12 protein-coding genes and 1 tRNA gene are annotated in these 16106 nt (G+C 40.3%); 7 read left to right on the forward strand and 6 right to left on the reverse strand.

Going from position 1 to position 16106, the window contains the following annotated elements; genetic code table 11:
- The 3 genes from BACFIN_RS13225 to BACFIN_RS13215 all read right to left on the reverse strand — a co-directional run.
- Positions 1–953, reverse strand: a 953-nt coding sequence (locus tag BACFIN_RS13225; protein WP_007751261.1) for an ISAs1 family transposase, incomplete at its 3' end; no start/stop codon positions are given.
- A 490-nt stretch (positions 954–1443) separates the two neighbouring features.
- Positions 1444–3438: a glycoside hydrolase family 97 protein gene (locus BACFIN_RS13220; protein ID WP_007751269.1), complete on the reverse strand. Its 1995-nt coding sequence runs from the start codon at positions 3436–3438 to the stop codon at positions 1444–1446.
- Positions 3439–3571: 133 nt separating this feature from the next.
- The gene (locus BACFIN_RS13215) at positions 3572–5743 is read right to left on the reverse strand and encodes a GH92 family glycosyl hydrolase (protein WP_374728453.1); all 2172 of its coding nucleotides are present in this window, start codon (positions 5741–5743) and stop codon (positions 3572–3574) included.
- 259 nt (positions 5744–6002) lie between these two features.
- Between BACFIN_RS13215 and sppA the strand changes: the two genes are divergently transcribed.
- From sppA to BACFIN_RS13190, 5 genes are all read left to right on the forward strand, one after another.
- Positions 6003–7781, forward strand: a complete 1779-nt coding sequence (sppA, locus tag BACFIN_RS13210; protein WP_007751271.1) for a signal peptide peptidase SppA — start codon at positions 6003–6005, stop codon at positions 7779–7781.
- 9 nt (positions 7782–7790) lie between these two features.
- Positions 7791–8921, forward strand: coding sequence for a tetraacyldisaccharide 4'-kinase (lpxK, locus tag BACFIN_RS13205; RefSeq protein WP_007751272.1), 1131 nt, complete (start codon positions 7791–7793; stop codon positions 8919–8921).
- The gene (locus tag BACFIN_RS13200) at positions 8878–9687 is read left to right on the forward strand and encodes a purine-nucleoside phosphorylase (RefSeq protein ID WP_007751274.1); all 810 of its coding nucleotides are present in this window, start codon (positions 8878–8880) and stop codon (positions 9685–9687) included. The genes lpxK and BACFIN_RS13200 overlap by 44 nt, the downstream gene beginning before the upstream one ends.
- Before the next feature lie 18 nt (positions 9688–9705).
- The gene (gene thiL / locus BACFIN_RS13195; protein ID WP_007751276.1) at positions 9706–10740 is read left to right on the forward strand and encodes a thiamine-phosphate kinase; all 1035 of its coding nucleotides are present in this window, start codon (positions 9706–9708) and stop codon (positions 10738–10740) included.
- 165 nt (positions 10741–10905) lie between these two features.
- A tRNA-Phe gene (locus tag BACFIN_RS13190) sits at positions 10906–10978 on the forward strand.
- Positions 10979–11197: 219 nt separating this feature from the next.
- Here the strand turns inward: BACFIN_RS13190 and BACFIN_RS13185 are convergent.
- The 3 genes from BACFIN_RS13185 to BACFIN_RS13175 form a co-directional block, all read right to left on the reverse strand.
- Positions 11198–11644, reverse strand: a complete 447-nt coding sequence (locus BACFIN_RS13185; protein ID WP_007751279.1) for a cold-shock protein — start codon at positions 11642–11644, stop codon at positions 11198–11200.
- Positions 11645–11698: 54 nt separating this feature from the next.
- Entirely contained in the window at positions 11699–12823 is a 1125-nt protein-coding gene (locus tag BACFIN_RS13180; protein ID WP_007751282.1) for a DEAD/DEAH box helicase, read from the reverse strand.
- Between the two features lie 251 nt (positions 12824–13074).
- Positions 13075–13374: an RNA recognition motif domain-containing protein gene (locus BACFIN_RS13175; RefSeq protein WP_007751284.1), complete on the reverse strand. Its 300-nt coding sequence runs from the start codon at positions 13372–13374 to the stop codon at positions 13075–13077.
- A 305-nt stretch (positions 13375–13679) separates the two neighbouring features.
- Between BACFIN_RS13175 and ung the strand changes: the two genes are divergently transcribed.
- Together ung and BACFIN_RS13165 are read left to right on the forward strand one after the other, a co-directional pair.
- Positions 13680–14342, forward strand: coding sequence for a uracil-DNA glycosylase (gene ung / locus BACFIN_RS13170; protein ID WP_007751285.1), 663 nt, complete (start codon positions 13680–13682; stop codon positions 14340–14342).
- 31 nt (positions 14343–14373) lie between these two features.
- Complete coding sequence (locus BACFIN_RS13165) at positions 14374–16029, forward strand: hypothetical protein (RefSeq protein WP_007751286.1); 1656 nt, start codon at positions 14374–14376, stop codon at positions 16027–16029.
- Positions 16030–16106: the final 77 nt, after the last annotated feature.

Here is a 16106-nt window from a genome sequence, read left to right on the forward strand (position 1 = left end):
CAATGAAGATTATTCTCAATAGACCAATGCTGCCTGATGGCAGACGCAATCTCCTCCGGTTTGGTATTATCAAGTGAAGTTACATAGTATCTGACCTCTTGAGTATATTCTCCTGTTGCTACTATTGTCCTCTCCGACTTTATCCCTACAATAGACTTCAACCCTACAAGTTTCTTCTTAAACATTTTCTCCATAATAGATCCATAACTGACTACAGTACAGGTTCTTGTCTCAATCCTTCCATGTCCGGTGTTTTCCGACACATGCCTGGTGACTCTATTGATTATTTCATCTTTATCCTGATAATCGTCAATGATTTGTTTAGCCAGTTGATAATTTTTTTTCTTATTCTCCTTTATAGCTATAATATAATTTGCATCATGCTCAATAATGGTCTGGGGTATATCTTTCTGGCACCCCATCGCGTCAATTGTAACAATACAGCCACTTAGTTCCAAAGAGTTAATTAACAATGGAATAGCTGTAATCTCATTGCTTTTATCATCTACTTTTACCTGACCTAAAGAAAGTCCATTAGCGGCAGACCAGGCGGAAACCATCCATAATTTGAATCCTTCTTTTCCCGTAGTATGTTCTCCATCACATTGGCTTGGACCACGCATGAGCTTGCCATCTATAGCTACAACGCCTTTCACCTCCTGGCAGACTTGTTTTACCCAATTACGAAAGATCAACTCAAAATACTCAGGCTTTATTATACTGAAGAATCTATTAAAAGTATCATGACTGGGGATGGACTCCAGGTCAGGTATGCGACTTTTGAAAAAAGTAATTTTCGCATTGCCAAATTCCTCAATCTCATTCCAGGATTGGGCGCCACAGATTACAGCAGCAATGGATATATAGATAATGGTTTCCATTTTATGTACTTTTTTACGGTTCATCCTAGGATCTTCTATTGGTTTACAAAGGTCAATTATGCCAATTTTCATGTTAGTTTATGTTTTAATATATCTTATAAAGATAAGAAAAACAATCGACATAAACAAATGGTAATATACTAATAAACAATAATATAACAAAGGAATAACAAAGGAGAATATAGTAAAAAATATAATGCGTCTGCCCTGTAGCACTCCGGTGAACAAGTCTGTTCACTGGAGTGGAAAGAACCGTTCACTAGAGTGCTACGATCTGTTCACTCTGGTGCAACAACGCAGATAGTAACAGGAAGGAATGGCTATGAGTAAGGGAAAACAATAAGATATAAGGTGAATGATACACAGGAAAGCTGTAAACAATAGGAAGTTAATTGATAATAGAAATGGGACAGAACTCACATCTTGCCAAAACCATCCTCATTACAACTACCTGTAGCGAGGGTGATTTTTAGTTTATAAAAGTTTTGACGCACTCCCACCTATTTTCAGACTCATCAAATCCGTTCAATATTTAGATAGAATATAGACCCTAAAGTAACTATTATTTGATCTTCAGTGCAAAACCACCTCCGGGTGCCAAATGAATCTTCAACTTACCGTCATTCTTTATCCGTATGGATTCACATTTATAATCACGCCCGATCCGGTGAGCATTTGCTCCGTCTTTAAACAATGTAGCGTCATACGTCCTATCACCCAGGAAAGAGCAATCCACTTCGACGTCACGTGCCGTCCAATTGGTGATTCCACCTACATACCAGACATTTCCACTTCGGCGTGCTGTTACGATATACTCTCCCATCTTACCATCAAGCACGATACTTTCATCCCACACTGTCGGAACATCAGCAATAAATTCTGTTGATTCCGGTTCGCGCATATAGTTGCTCGGCGTATCACACAACATATTGAAAGGAGATTCAAATACAACATACAGAGCAAGTTGACGGCTACGAGTTCCCTGACTCATCGGTTCTGAATTGCAAGGGTAATAGTTACCTTTCGAAGCATTGCGCATCGCCCCTTGAGTGTAGTCCATCGGACCGGATACTTGACGAGTGAAAGGAATCATCACGTCATACTTCACCTGATCCACCGAAGCCGGGCTCCATTTCATCTGTTCCAAACCATTGACACCTTCAAAGTTCAACACATTCGGATAGGTGCGATTCAAACCGGCCGGTTTGTGCGTTCCGTGCAAGTCGAGGATCAGTTTGTATTTAGCACACATCGCGGCAGCCCGATAATTGAACGCAGTCATAAGCTGATCGTCACGATCCATAAAATCGACCTTAAAACCTTTTACTCCCATGTCGGCATAATGACGGCAAACGTTCTCCATATCACGCTCGAAAGCATAATAACCGGCCCAAAGAATGATACCCACATTTTTGGAGGCTGCATAATCTACCAATTCTTTCAGATTAATCTCTTTCACCACTTGCATCAAATCCGCTTGCAGATTTACCGCCCAGCCTTCGTCAAGTATCACATATTCAATACCGTTTGCAGAAGCAAAATCAATGTAGGCTTTATAAGTCAGATTATTTACTCCGGTCACAAAATCAACGCCATCCAAATTCCAGGCATTCCACCAGTCCCATGCTACTTTGCCGGGTTTGATCCATGAAAGATCCGTCAGACGGGAAGGGGCAGCCAATAAATAGCTCAAGTTGCTTGCAGCCAAATCCTTATCGGAAGTGGTAACAATGCTCATACGCCACGGGAAATTCCGGGGTTTATCTACTTTGGCAATGTAAGCTTCATGTTCTTTCACCAACATTTGAAGTTGATTGTGTCCGCCCTGCACCATCTTTTTGGGATATGGAGCAAAACATCCTGTCAACCGCTTTTCTCCTTCAGCAGCAGACAAATAAAGGCCGGGATAATTCTCCAAATCGGATTCTGTGATACCAACCTTAACGCCTTCACCGGCATCCACGACTAATGGCAAAAACATCAAACGTTTTTTATTCAGCTTCGATAATGGATCGGTAGTATAAGTATTTTCGAATGAATTGAAATATTGAGAGTTATAATCACCGTCCTTTCCTGTTTTTACATAAGGTACAGAAGCTACCATATCGGATGGAAAATGATAATCTACCGTTTCATCTACCACGTTGAAAGGTTTCTTCGCACGGCTGACAAAGCGGTAAGCAATACCATCATTGTACGCACGGAACTCTACATTCCAGTCTTTTTTAAACCGAAGAGTCAGTTCATTATAGTGGTCTCTTAATTCACTGGCACGATAAAAAGGAGAAGGAATCATCTGATCTACTTTTTTCCTGGAAGTGCCGGACAACTTTGCTTTCTCTCCCCAGACTTCTCCGTTATCCAATGTCATCGAAATCGGAGAAGGAGCAAGGATCTGCCGTCCGTTACAGCGGATGTCATAAGTCAGCTTGTCACTTACAGTAATCGTTGTTTGAAGCTTTCCATTCGGAGAGTTCAAAGTAAATTGTTTTTGCGCCTGTACCGTAAGCGTACATACGACAACACACAAGAATAATAAAATCTTCAGTTTTTTCATGGTTTTAATTATAGTAGTTATCAAATTATAAGAAGAATGATGCAAAAATAAAATAAACAAATTATTTAATTAAAACTTGAATAACTCGTTTTAAAAGAGATGTATTTTGCAAGCTTTACATTATCTCTTTTGATTACTTCATCTTATAAACCAGCGTTCCTCCTTTTACAATATCTTCATGCGAAATCATTTTCTTTGTATATGGTTCGCCATTCAATGTAATACTATCTACATATTTATGTTCTTTCGACAAATTCTCCGCAATAATCGTGAAAGTCTTTCCATCGGCCAGATGCAAGGTCATCTTCGGCAACTGTGGGGCACCGAATACATATTCCGCACTTACCGGATCTACCGGATAGAATCCCATCGCACTAAGCATATACCAGGCAGACATCTGTCCGCAATCATCGTTTCCACAAAGTCCATCAGGTTTATTCTTGTATTGAGTATCGAATATTTCACGAACCAATTCTTGTGTACGTTCCGGACGACCTGCCAGTGCATATAAATAAGTTACATGATGACTAGGCTCATTACCATGAGCATACTGACCGATCAGTCCGGTTACATCTGACAGACTTTCGCCCTCCAACTTAACGGTAAACAATGAATCTAACTTATTCAGGAAAGGCACTTCACCACCAAACAAACTGATCAATCCCGGTACATCATGTTGTACATGCCAAGTATATTGCCATGCATTTCCTTCTGTATAATCTCCACCGATACTTTCAGAATGTCCTAACGCACTTGGATTAAATGGAGCCTTCCAGGTTCCGTCAGCCTTACGCGGACGCATGAACTTCGTCTGCGAATCGAACAGATTTTTATAATAATCAGCACGCTTTGCAAAATATGCCGCATCTTCCTCTTTACCCATACGATGTGCCATATCGGCAGCTGCATAATCATCATATACCGACTCTAAAGTAGAAGATACAGATTCAGCTTTTATCAGGTCTGTCGGGAAATAGCCATATTTTGTATAAACTTCCCAATTGGATTTCAACGGATGAGACACCGTCTGCGTCTTCTTTATTATATTAAAAGCACGTTCAGCATCAAAGCCACGGAATCCTTTACGATAGGCTTCGGCAATGACTGATACACCGTGATTACCAATCATACAGAAATTCTCTTTACCCCATAATCCCCAAATAGGCAAGAAACCCTGCACTTCACCTTGTTCGATCAACGAATTGACAAAACCATCTACACGTTCGGGGATCACTAATGTATAGAACGGATGGGCAGCACGATAGGTATCCCACAAAGAGAAGGTAGAATAGAAAGCACCCGTTCCCGCTTTTACTATTGAATCGGCGGCGTTGCGATACATACCGTCTACATCCGAAATCTGGTTAGGCTGAATCAATGCATGATAGAAACAGGTGTAGAAATTTGTCTTTTCATCATCCGTACCGTCTATGTCAATACGACTCAAATAATTATTCCATTCATCATGAGCGGCAGTTTTCACTCCCTCAAAATCCCAAGCGGGAATTTCCGTCTCCAAATTTTTTCTGGCACCTTCTATACCGGTAGTGGAAAGGGCTACTTTCATCATCAACTCATCTCCCGGTTGCATATCGAAAGTCGCAATGATGCGTTTTCCTTTTTCAGTCTTGCCCATCGGCAGGTAAAGCGAATCGACTACCGGACGATTAAATTTCATGATAAAGAAATAATCCTGATCCACCCATACTGTGTTATTGACGTGCCCGGTCAGTGTCTGCGCATCTTCCCAGTTTACTTCACAACTGTTGACCTGTGAATGATATTGTTCTTCCCTCCATGCAGGACCATGCTGCAAGTCTATCAGAACAGAAGCGGAATCGGCTTTATGATAAGTATAACGGTGAAGGGCTGCATGGATAGAAGCGGTCAGTTCCGCTTTCACTTGAGGATCGGAAAGTTCAACTGTATAATAACCCGGAGTAGCAGCTTCCTTATCTTTAGAGAAGCGGCTACGATAAGCATTCCATGCACGAGTACGTGTACCCGTTACCGGCATGACGAGAATGTCTCCCAAGTCCATACATCCGGTTCCATTCAGATGTGTCTGTGTAAATCCCCATGCCAGAGAATCTTCATAAACATATTCCGAACAGTACCGCCAACCGACTGCTCCCGTCACGGGGCTAGTCTGTATCATTCCGAAAGGGCAACAGGCTCCGGGGAAGGTATGCCCATTATCAGCGGCACCAATAAAAGTATTAACATACTGAGTATAATCCTTGACTTCCTGTTTTTCTGTTGGTGTACAAGAATACAAAAACAAGCTTGTTAAAGCTATAGCCATAAAGGGGGCTTTTCTTTTCATGGTAAATATGATATTAAAGTTGATGTCGCATTAAAAGTTACGTTGCAAAAATAAAGAATTCTTTCTATTTAGGAAGGCCGGACACAGACAAATATACTTAAATCTCAAACGATAAAAACCCAATTTATACAGATTCATTGTGATAAAACAAAAATTCGCACGACTTATTGAATAAATATCAACTCAATTATTTATCTTTGTTAGCTTAATAACTAGCTGATAAAAAATTATTAGTATAATGAAAGATTTCTTGAAATTTACACTTGCCACAGTGACAGGTATCATTTTGTCAAGTATTGTATTATTTATAATCGGCATGGTAACGCTGTTTGGTATCATGGCTGCTTCGGATACGGAAACGATAGTCAAAAAGAACTCCGTTATGATACTTGATCTGAACGGAACGTTGGTGGAACGCACGCAAGAAGATCCACTAGGCATTTTATCACAGTTGTTCAACGACGATTCCAACACGTATGGGCTGGACGACATTCTTTCGTCTATCAAGAAAGCTAAAGAAAATGAGGATATCAAAGGGATTTATCTGCAGGCAAATTCGTTGGGGACATCATACGCTTCTTTACAAGAGATTCGTAATGCACTGCTCGACTTCAAGGAAAGTGGCAAATTTGTCATCGCTTATGCCGACTCTTACACTCAAGGGCTTTATTATCTTTCCAGTGCAGCCGACAAGGTTCTGCTAAATCCTAAAGGAATGATTGAATGGCGGGGTATTGCCTCCACCCCTTTGTTCTACAAAGACTTATTGCAGAAAATTGGAGTAGAAATGCAAATATTCAAGGTAGGGACATACAAATCCGCCGTAGAGCCGTTCATCGCTACAGAGATGAGTCCGGCTAACCGTGAACAGGTCACGACATTTATCAGTTCTATCTGGAGCCAGGTTACCGAAGGCGTTTCCGCTTCCCGAAATATTCCCGTAGATTCATTAAAAGCCTATGCCGACCGTATGTTAATGTTCTATCCGGCAGAAGAGAGCGTCAGATGTGGATTGGCCGATACGTTGGTTTATCGCAATGATGTACGCGATTACCTTAAAAGGTTGGTAGATATAGACGAAGACGACAATCTTTCTTTGTTAGGATTGGGTGACATGATAAACGTAAGGAAAAATGTGCCGAAAGATAAAAGCGGGAATATTATAGCTGTTTATTATGCCAGTGGTGAAATTACAGATTATCCGGGCTCTGCAACTTCAGAAGAGGGTATTGTCGGCTCCAAAGTCATTCGCGACCTTCGCAAGCTGAAAGATAATGATGATGTGAAAGCCGTTGTTCTCCGCGTCAATTCACCGGGTGGCAGTGCTTTTGCCTCCGAGCAAATCTGGTATGCGGTGAAAGAACTGAAAACAAAGAAACCGGTAATTGTTTCCATGGGTGACTATGCCGCATCAGGAGGCTATTACATTTCTTGTGGTGCTGACACAATCGTAGCAGAGCCAACAACGCTGACCGGTTCCATCGGAATCTTCGGTATGGTTCCCAATGTAAAAGAATTGACCGATAAAATCGGTTTAAGCTATGATGTAGTAAAAACGAATAAATATGCGGATTTCGGCAATATCATGCGTCCGTTCAGTGAAGGTGAAAAAGCATTGCTCCAAATGATGGTAGCCGAAGGATACGACACTTTCATAACCCGGTGTGCCGAAGGACGCCATACAACCAAAGAGGCAATAGAAAAGATCGCCGAAGGTCGTGTATGGACAGGTGAGGCCGCCAAAGAACTGGGATTAGTAGATGAATTGGGGGGAATCGATAAAGCATTGGATATTGCTGTTGCCAAAGCCAGAGTCGGAGGATACACCATTGTGTCTTATCCGGAGAAAAAAGACGTATTGTCTTCTCTGCTTGATACGAAGCCGACTAATTACGTAGAATCACAATTACTGAAAAGTAAGTTAGGCGAATATTACCGGCAATTCGGTCTGCTAACGAACCTGAAAGAACAATCTATGATTCAGGCACGTGTTCCGTTTGAACTGAATATTAAATAAAACGCAAACATGGACGATCACTTTATCAAGATACACAAATGGCTTTATCCTGCCTCCTGGCTCTATGGAATGGCGGTAAGGGTGAGAAACAAGCTTTTTGACTGGAATTTTTTCCAATCAAAGAATTTCGATATACCTGTCATCAGTGTAGGTAATCTAGCCGTAGGAGGAACAGGAAAAACTCCCCACACCGAATATCTGATAAAGCTTCTTTGTAATCAATATAATGTAGCTGTATTGAGTCGGGGATATAAACGACACACGAAAGGTTATGTGCTTGCCATTCCGGAAAGTACAGCAGAAAGTATCGGTGATGAGCCTTACCAGATACATCAGAAGTTTCCATCCGTCACAGTAGCGGTCGATGAAAAACGTTGTCATGGCATAGAGGAGTTGCTTGCATTGGAAAAGCCTTCAATAGATATCATTCTGCTGGATGATGCTTTCCAGCACCGTTATGTCAAGCCGGGACTGAGCATTCTATTAACAGATTATCATCGCTTATTTTGTGATGACACATTACTTCCCGCAGGTAGGTTACGTGAGCCTGTCGGCGGCAAAAACCGGGCACAAATCGTCATTGTGACCAAATGTCCGCAGGATATCAAGCCCATTGATTACAATATTATCGCAAAACGTCTGAACCTTTATCCCTACCAGCAGTTATTCTTTTCTTCGTTCCTATATGCTAATTTGCAACCGGTATTTCCAGCCCAGTCATCGGATGCAGAGATGGCTTCGGTGAACAAAGAGATTCCATTATCCGCATTAACGGATACGAATGTATTACTGATGACCGGTATCGCTTCACCTATCTCTATCCTCGAAAAGCTGAAAGACAGTGCAAAGCAGATAGATTTATTGGAGTTCAATGATCATCACGATTTCAGTAGCCGGGATATGCAGCGTATCAAAGAACGGTTCAATGAGCTGAAAGGGGAGCATCGGTTGATTATCACTACCGAGAAGGATGCAACACGCCTGATTAATCATCCGGCTTTGGACGAAGCTTTAAAACCATATATCTATGCCTTGCCTATTGAAATAGAGATTTTACAGAATCAACAAGATAAATTTAACCAACATATTATCGATTATGTTAGAGAAAATACAAGAAACCGCAGCTTATCTGAAAGGTAAGATGCATACCAGTCCCGAAACCGCCATCATACTTGGCACCGGGCTTGGCAGTCTGGCCAATGAAATTACCGAGAAGTATGAAATCAGTTATTCGGATATCCCGAACTTTCCGGTATCTACGGTCGAAGGGCACAGCGGCAAACTGATCTTCGGCAAACTTGGCAATAAAGATATTATAGCCATGCAAGGTCGTTTCCACTATTATGAAGGTTATTCTATGAAGGAAGTAACTTTCCCTGTACGTGTAATGCGTGAATTGGGTATCAAAACCTTGTTTGTATCTAATGCGAGTGGTGGTACCAATGCAGATTTCGAAATCGGTGACTTGATGATTATTACTGACCATATCAATTATTTCCCCGAACATCCGCTTCGCGGAAAGAATATCCCTTATGGTCCCCGTTTCCCGGATATGAGTGAAGCATACAGTAAAGAGCTGATTCGTAAAGCGGACGAGATTGCCAAAGAAAAAGGAATCAAAGTTCAGCATGGAGTGTATATCGGTACACAAGGTCCCACTTTTGAGACTCCTGCCGAATATAAGCTATTCCACATTCTCGGTGCTGACGCTGTAGGCATGTCCACCGTTCCGGAAGTGATTGTAGCCAATCATTGTGGTATCAAAGTATTCGGTATTTCTGTCATTACCGATTTGGGAGTAGAAGGAAAAATCGTTGAAGTAACGCACGAAGAAGTTCAGAAAGCTGCCGACGCCGCTCAACCGAAAATGACTACAATCATGCGTGAACTTATTAACCGTGCCTAAACAACTATCCCGAATTATATGAGAACTGAAATAGCATCTCTCGGTGAGTTCGGTCTGATAGACCGTCTCACCGGAGGAATCGAACTGAAAAATGAATCTAGCAAATATGGAGTGGGCGACGATGCTGCCGTTCTCTCCTACCCTTCCGAAAAGCAGATGTTGATAACCACAGACCTGCTTCTGGAAGGCGTACATTTTGACTTGACATACGTCCCTTTGAAACATTTAGGATATAAGGCTGCCATAGTCAATTTTTCCGATATCTATGCCATGAATGGCACTCCCCGACAGATAACAGTATCACTCGGTCTCTCTAAACGTTTCAGCGTAGAAGATATGGATGAACTTTATTCGGGTATCCGACTTGCGTGTCAGCAATACAATGTCGACATTGTCGGAGGGGATACGACTTCTTCCCTCACCGGACTTACCATCAGCATAACCTGTATTGGTGATGCAGACAAAGATAAAGTTGTATACCGCAACGGGGCTAAAGAAACAGATTTGATTTGTGTCAGTGGAGATTTGGGAGCCGCCTACATGGGATTACAACTATTGGAACGGGAAAAAAATGTTTTGAAAGGTGAAAAGGACATACAACCTGATTTCTCCGGCAAAGAATATTTATTGGAGCGTCAGTTAAAACCGGAAGCCCGCAAAGACATCATTGAGAAACTTGCTTCTGCAAATATTGTCCCGACCTCCATGATGGACATCTCTGACGGTCTATCTTCGGAGCTTATGCATATATGCAAACAAAGTAATGTCGGCTGCCGTGTTTACGAAGAACACATCCCTATCGATTATCAAACAGCTGTGATGGCTGAAGAATTCAATATGAATCTGACTACATGTGCTATGAATGGAGGTGAAGATTATGAACTTCTCTTTACCGTACCTATCGCCGACCACGAGAAGGTTTCGCAAATGGAAGGTGTCCGTCTCATAGGTCATATCACCAAACCGGAACTAGGTTGTGCATTGATTACCCGCGATGGACAAGAATTTGAATTAAAAGCACAAGGATGGAATCCATTAAAGGAGGAGAAATAAGAAACCTCTGTATATAACAAAATTATTTTCATTCCATATAACACTGATAATAAGGTAACTAACTTTTTATCAGTGTTTTTTATTTCCAGAAGATTTGTGTATTCCAAAAGTTTCACTACCTTTGCAACCGCAAAAGAGAAATAACTGAATCAAGTTAACTATCTTGGTGTCATAGCTCAGTTGGTAGAGCAAAGGACTGAAAATCCTTGTGTCCCCGGTTCGATTCCTGGTGACACCACTTTTTAAAGAGTTCAAAGTTGATAAATCCCTGAAAATTAAACATTTCAGGGATTTTCTTTTTTCCTCAAGCTTCCACATTTTCAGCAAAACAGGAATCAAATATTAAGAAAAAATAAAGAGCAAGTTCCTCTTGCAAAGGAAAGCTTGCTCTCTTGTAGGTCACCCCCAAATGGTGTTTATCGAATATTCCTAATTACAAGTCGGGAAAGATAAAGTTTTACTGCTTTTCCAAGCAAATATTAACTGCATTCATCCCTTTCACCCCACGTTCCAAATCGAATGTCACAATATCATTTTCGGCAATACCTGGTGCAGCATTGTTCACGTGAAAAAAGTACTTATCAACTCCTGAAAGGTCCTTTATAAAGCCAAAGCCTCTCGATTCATTAAAGAATTCAACTCGACCTTTCAAAATTACCGGTTCTGTTTCCTCTTTCTTTGGAGTTGCTATGATTATTTCATCCGGATTAATCTCCTCCTTTTTAATATCATCAGTGGGCGGAATTGAAGTTATCATTCCATTCTCGTCTACATAAGCAATCATATCATCGAAACTACTGGTACCTGATAATTTTCTGCTTTCTTTCTTCTTGAGTTTTTCTTCCCGTTTAGCGAGTCTTTTCTTTTCATTTTCACGTTTACCAACTGTCATGGATTTTGCCATAGAATCTATATTTAATTTAATATTTATATTTTAAAGGATTATAATTCGCTGATTTCAAATAGCAAAATCAGCTTTATTCAGTTTCTTTCCTGTCAATTTTTGAATGTCATTAACCAATTTCCGTTCTTCCTGCGAGCAAAACGTAAGTGCTGTACCTTCATTTCCAGCTCTTCCCGTACGACCAATACGATGTACATAAGTTTCGGGAACATCAGGAAGATCATAATTAATAACCAACGGCAATTCATTAATATCAATTCCTCTGGAAGCAATATCGGTAGCCACCATTACTTTCGTCTTCCCCGATTTAAAGTTCCCCAATGCAGACTGTCTCGCTGCTTGGCTTTTGTTTCCGTGAATAGCCTGACTTCCAATCCCTGCCTTACCTAATATTCTAACAATTTTATCAGCATTATGCTTTGTTCGTGAAAAGATGAGCACTGACCGGTCTTCCGCCTTTTGCAGAATCGAAATTAATAGCTGGCTTTTTTCCTTCTTCTCCACAAAATAAATAATTTGCTTGATTGAATCTACTGTTGATGACTTCGGTGTTATATAAATCTTCACCGGATTTTTCAATAACGACTTTGTCAAAGCAATAATACTATCCGGCATTGTTGCTGAAAAAAACAGCGTTTGCTTTTCTTTCGGAAGTTTCGGCAATATTCGCTTGATATCATGTATAAAACCCATATCGAGCATACGATCTGCCTCATCAAGCACAAAATATTCTATATTAGTCAGATGGATATGCCCTTGATTTATCAAATCAAGCAAGCGGCCCGGAGTTGCCACTAAAATATCAATTCCTTTGCGCAACATATCAACCTGCGGACGTTGATTCACACCACCAAAAATAACTCCGTGACGCACACGGGTATATTTTGAATAATCATCAATGCACTCACTGATTTGCATAGCAAGCTCACGGGTAGGCGTTAATATCAGTGCTTTGATACCCTGACGTTTATCTGTCTCTTTATTTGCCTGCAAATGCTGAATAATAGGAATTGCAAACGAAGCGGTCTTTCCTGTTCCTGTTTGTGCACAACCTAATATATCTCTTTTCGCCAATGCGGCAGGAATTGCTTTTTCCTGAATAGATGTTGGAGCAATATATCCTTTTTCTTCAATTGCTTTTAAAATCGGTTCGATTATATTTAAATCTCTAAATGTCATAAATAGAATTTTTTAAAATTTGTAGTAAAGCCTAATAATTCTTCTTTAGACATGAAAAGATCAGGATTTAGGATATCCTTATTGCACTACACGGAGGAGTGAGAATTAGCAGAACTTAATTGTTAGATGATTTTCTTTTCCGGCTATCCGTTTTTATAAAAGCCTCCGCAGATAAATCATAAAGGCGGATACAAAGACTTTATAGAAAGCAGAAGAAATATAAATTCTTCCGCTTTCCTAAAGTCCGGATATTAATATCTTCTGGAGTTACTATAACCTCCATGGCTTCCACCGTATGACGGTTTTTCAGCGCGAGGACGTGCAACGCTTACCGAAATAACCTTTTGGTCGTATTCAACGCCGTTTAATTCGTCTATTGCTTTTTGCCCTTCTTCATCACTTGTCATTTCCACGAAAGCGAATCCTCTGGAGTTACCAGTTTCTCTATCCATAATAACTTTAGCTGAAGAAACTTCTCCAAACTCTGCAAATAAATTTGTCAAGTCCGCATCATTTGTGCGATAACTTAAACCTGCAATGTAAATGTTCATCTAAAAACTTTTATTAAAATAAATACTAAATTGGAGTGAGGAGGATAATTAAAGAAGAGGACTACTTACTAACATTATATTAAAAGAAGAACTATACGATAACAATTCGTAACTCAAACTCTGCGTACAAAGGTAATGCAATAAATTAAATAAGTACGTTTACATCCATTCTTTTTTATAAGAAAGACGTTTATTATCATTTATTAGCACGCAATTGGTGTCAAATGGAGAAATGCCATAACCTTATTCTTGATATTTTATCACAATATGCCTACCTTTGTCATTGTACAATTTTTCAGTGACCAATGAATGTCAAAATAGAAGAAAGTTGGAGACAACAATTACAGGAAGAATTCAACAAACCATACTTTGAAAAGCTGGTTGCATTCGTCAAAAGTGAATATGAACGGGCACATATCCTTCCTCTCGGACATCAAATATTCCATGTATTCAATTCCTGCCCTTTCGAGAAAGTCAAAGTCGTTATTCTTGGACAAGATCCATACCCCAATCCGGGACAATATTATGGAATCTGCTTTTCCGTTCCGGATGGAGTAACCATTCCCGGATCATTAGCCAATATTTTTAAAGAAATAAATCAAGACTTGGGAAAGCCAATCCCTACCTCCGGCAATTTGGACCGTTGGGTAACACAAGGGGTATTTCCCATGAATTCCGTTCTTACCGTACGTGCACACGAAACAGGTTCACACCGAAATATGGGATGGGAAATATTCACAGACGCAGTTATCAGAAAGTTAAGTGATAAACGAGAAAATCTAGTTTTCATGCTTTGGGGAAGTTACGCAAAAGAGAAACGATCCTTGATAGATACCAACAAGCATCTAGTATTGACAACTGTTCATCCATCTCCCCGTTCAGCGGAATATGGTTTCTTTGGCTGCAAACATTTTAGCAAAGCGAACGCTTTCTTACAGAGCAAGGGAATAAAGGAGATAAATTGGTAAATATATGATCCCCTAAACTACAATTTACAGAATGAAAAGTAAGATAATACTTAAAATATTGATAATTTTCTCTTTTACAGGATGCTATAACAGAGAGCAAAATTCCCTCCTTAATGAAGCGGAAGCTTTGTTGCAAAATAAGCCGGACAGTGCTTTGAGTATATTACAGCAATTTACACCGGGAAGCCAACAAGCGGAACAGGCCAAATACGCTTTACTTTATTCTGCCGCTTTGGATCAGAACCATATCAAAATAACAAGTGACTCCCTTATCCGAAAAGCTTGGAATTACTATAAGCATCATCCGAAAGATTTGCGTAACCAATGCACAACTCTCTATTATTGGGGACGTATCAAATTACGTGCAAATGATAAAGCTGGAGCACTACGCCTTTTTCTAGAGATTGAGAAAAAGTTGAAAGATACTAATGAGCCCTATTATAAAGGACTCTTATATAGCCAGATCGGTGAAGTATATTATGCACAGATGAACTATAACCGGGCTTATCATTATTTCCGGGAATCTCGGAATAACTTCCGTCAATCCGAAAATCTACGTGAAGAAACAGAAGCTACACTTGATATGGCTGCTGCTACTTACCACTCAAAGGATGTTGAGAAAGCAACACGACTCTACTCCTCCGCACTTGATTTGGCTGATGAGCAAAAAAGTGATAAACTGGCCAAATCCAGTCTGACCAACCTAGCTTCTCTCTATGTAATATCCGGAAAGAAACAAATACCTCATGACCTATTGCTACGAATTGAACTTTCCGCACGAAAAGATACATTATACGGTTATCATACACTGGTTGATGTGCAACTCCTAAAGAATCACATGGACAGTGCACGTCATTATCTAAAACTGGCAGAAACACATACAACCGACATTCGTGACATGGCAAATTTATACTATACTGCTTATCGGATCGAAGCTCAATCCAAAAACTTTGAAAAAGCAACAGAAAATATACACCGCTACATATATCTGACTGATTCCCTGACGCGCTCGAATATGCAATTTTCTGCCGGTATGGTCGAACGAGAGTATTTCCAGGAACAATCGGCTTTCGCGGAATATCGCATGAAAAATCGTACTATTCTAGAGATTTCATCCATAATTATAGTCATTCTGTTGTCAGGTATAGCTTGGTACATAATCCGACAACGTATGCGTCTACAACGTGAACGCACAGATCGCTATCTACTATTGGTAGAAGAAGCTAATTCCGAATATAAAGCTTTGACAGAACGCATGGAGGGACAGCGCAATACCGAAAATCACTTGAAAGGATTGATCGCCTCCCGTTTCAACATCATCGATAAACTAGGCAAGACCTACTATGAGCGGGAGAACACTTCGTCACAGCAAGCTGCCATGTTCCAAGAAGTAAAACAAATCATCACTGACTTTTCAGAAAACGGAGAAATGTTGCAAGAACTAGAACTAATTGTTAATACCTGCCATGATAATGCCATGCAAAAACTACGGAATGATTTTCCTGCAATGAAGGAAACAGACATACGGTTACTTTGTTACATCTTTGTCGGCTTCTCACCACAAGTTATCAGTCTGTTTATGAAAGATACAGTAGCCAATGTCTACGCCCGCAAATCACGTCTAAAGTCACGCATAAAATCTGCGGAAACAGCCAACAAAGACCTGTTTCTATCACTTTTTGAATAGTCGTTAGGCTAGTGTTAGAAAATTCAAGCATCCATTCCTACAAACGACTGAATATCAGAGTTTACCAATCAAGAGTG

The organism is Bacteroides finegoldii DSM 17565, assembly GCF_000156195.1.
GTDB lineage: Bacteria > Bacteroidota > Bacteroidia > Bacteroidales > Bacteroidaceae > Bacteroides > Bacteroides finegoldii.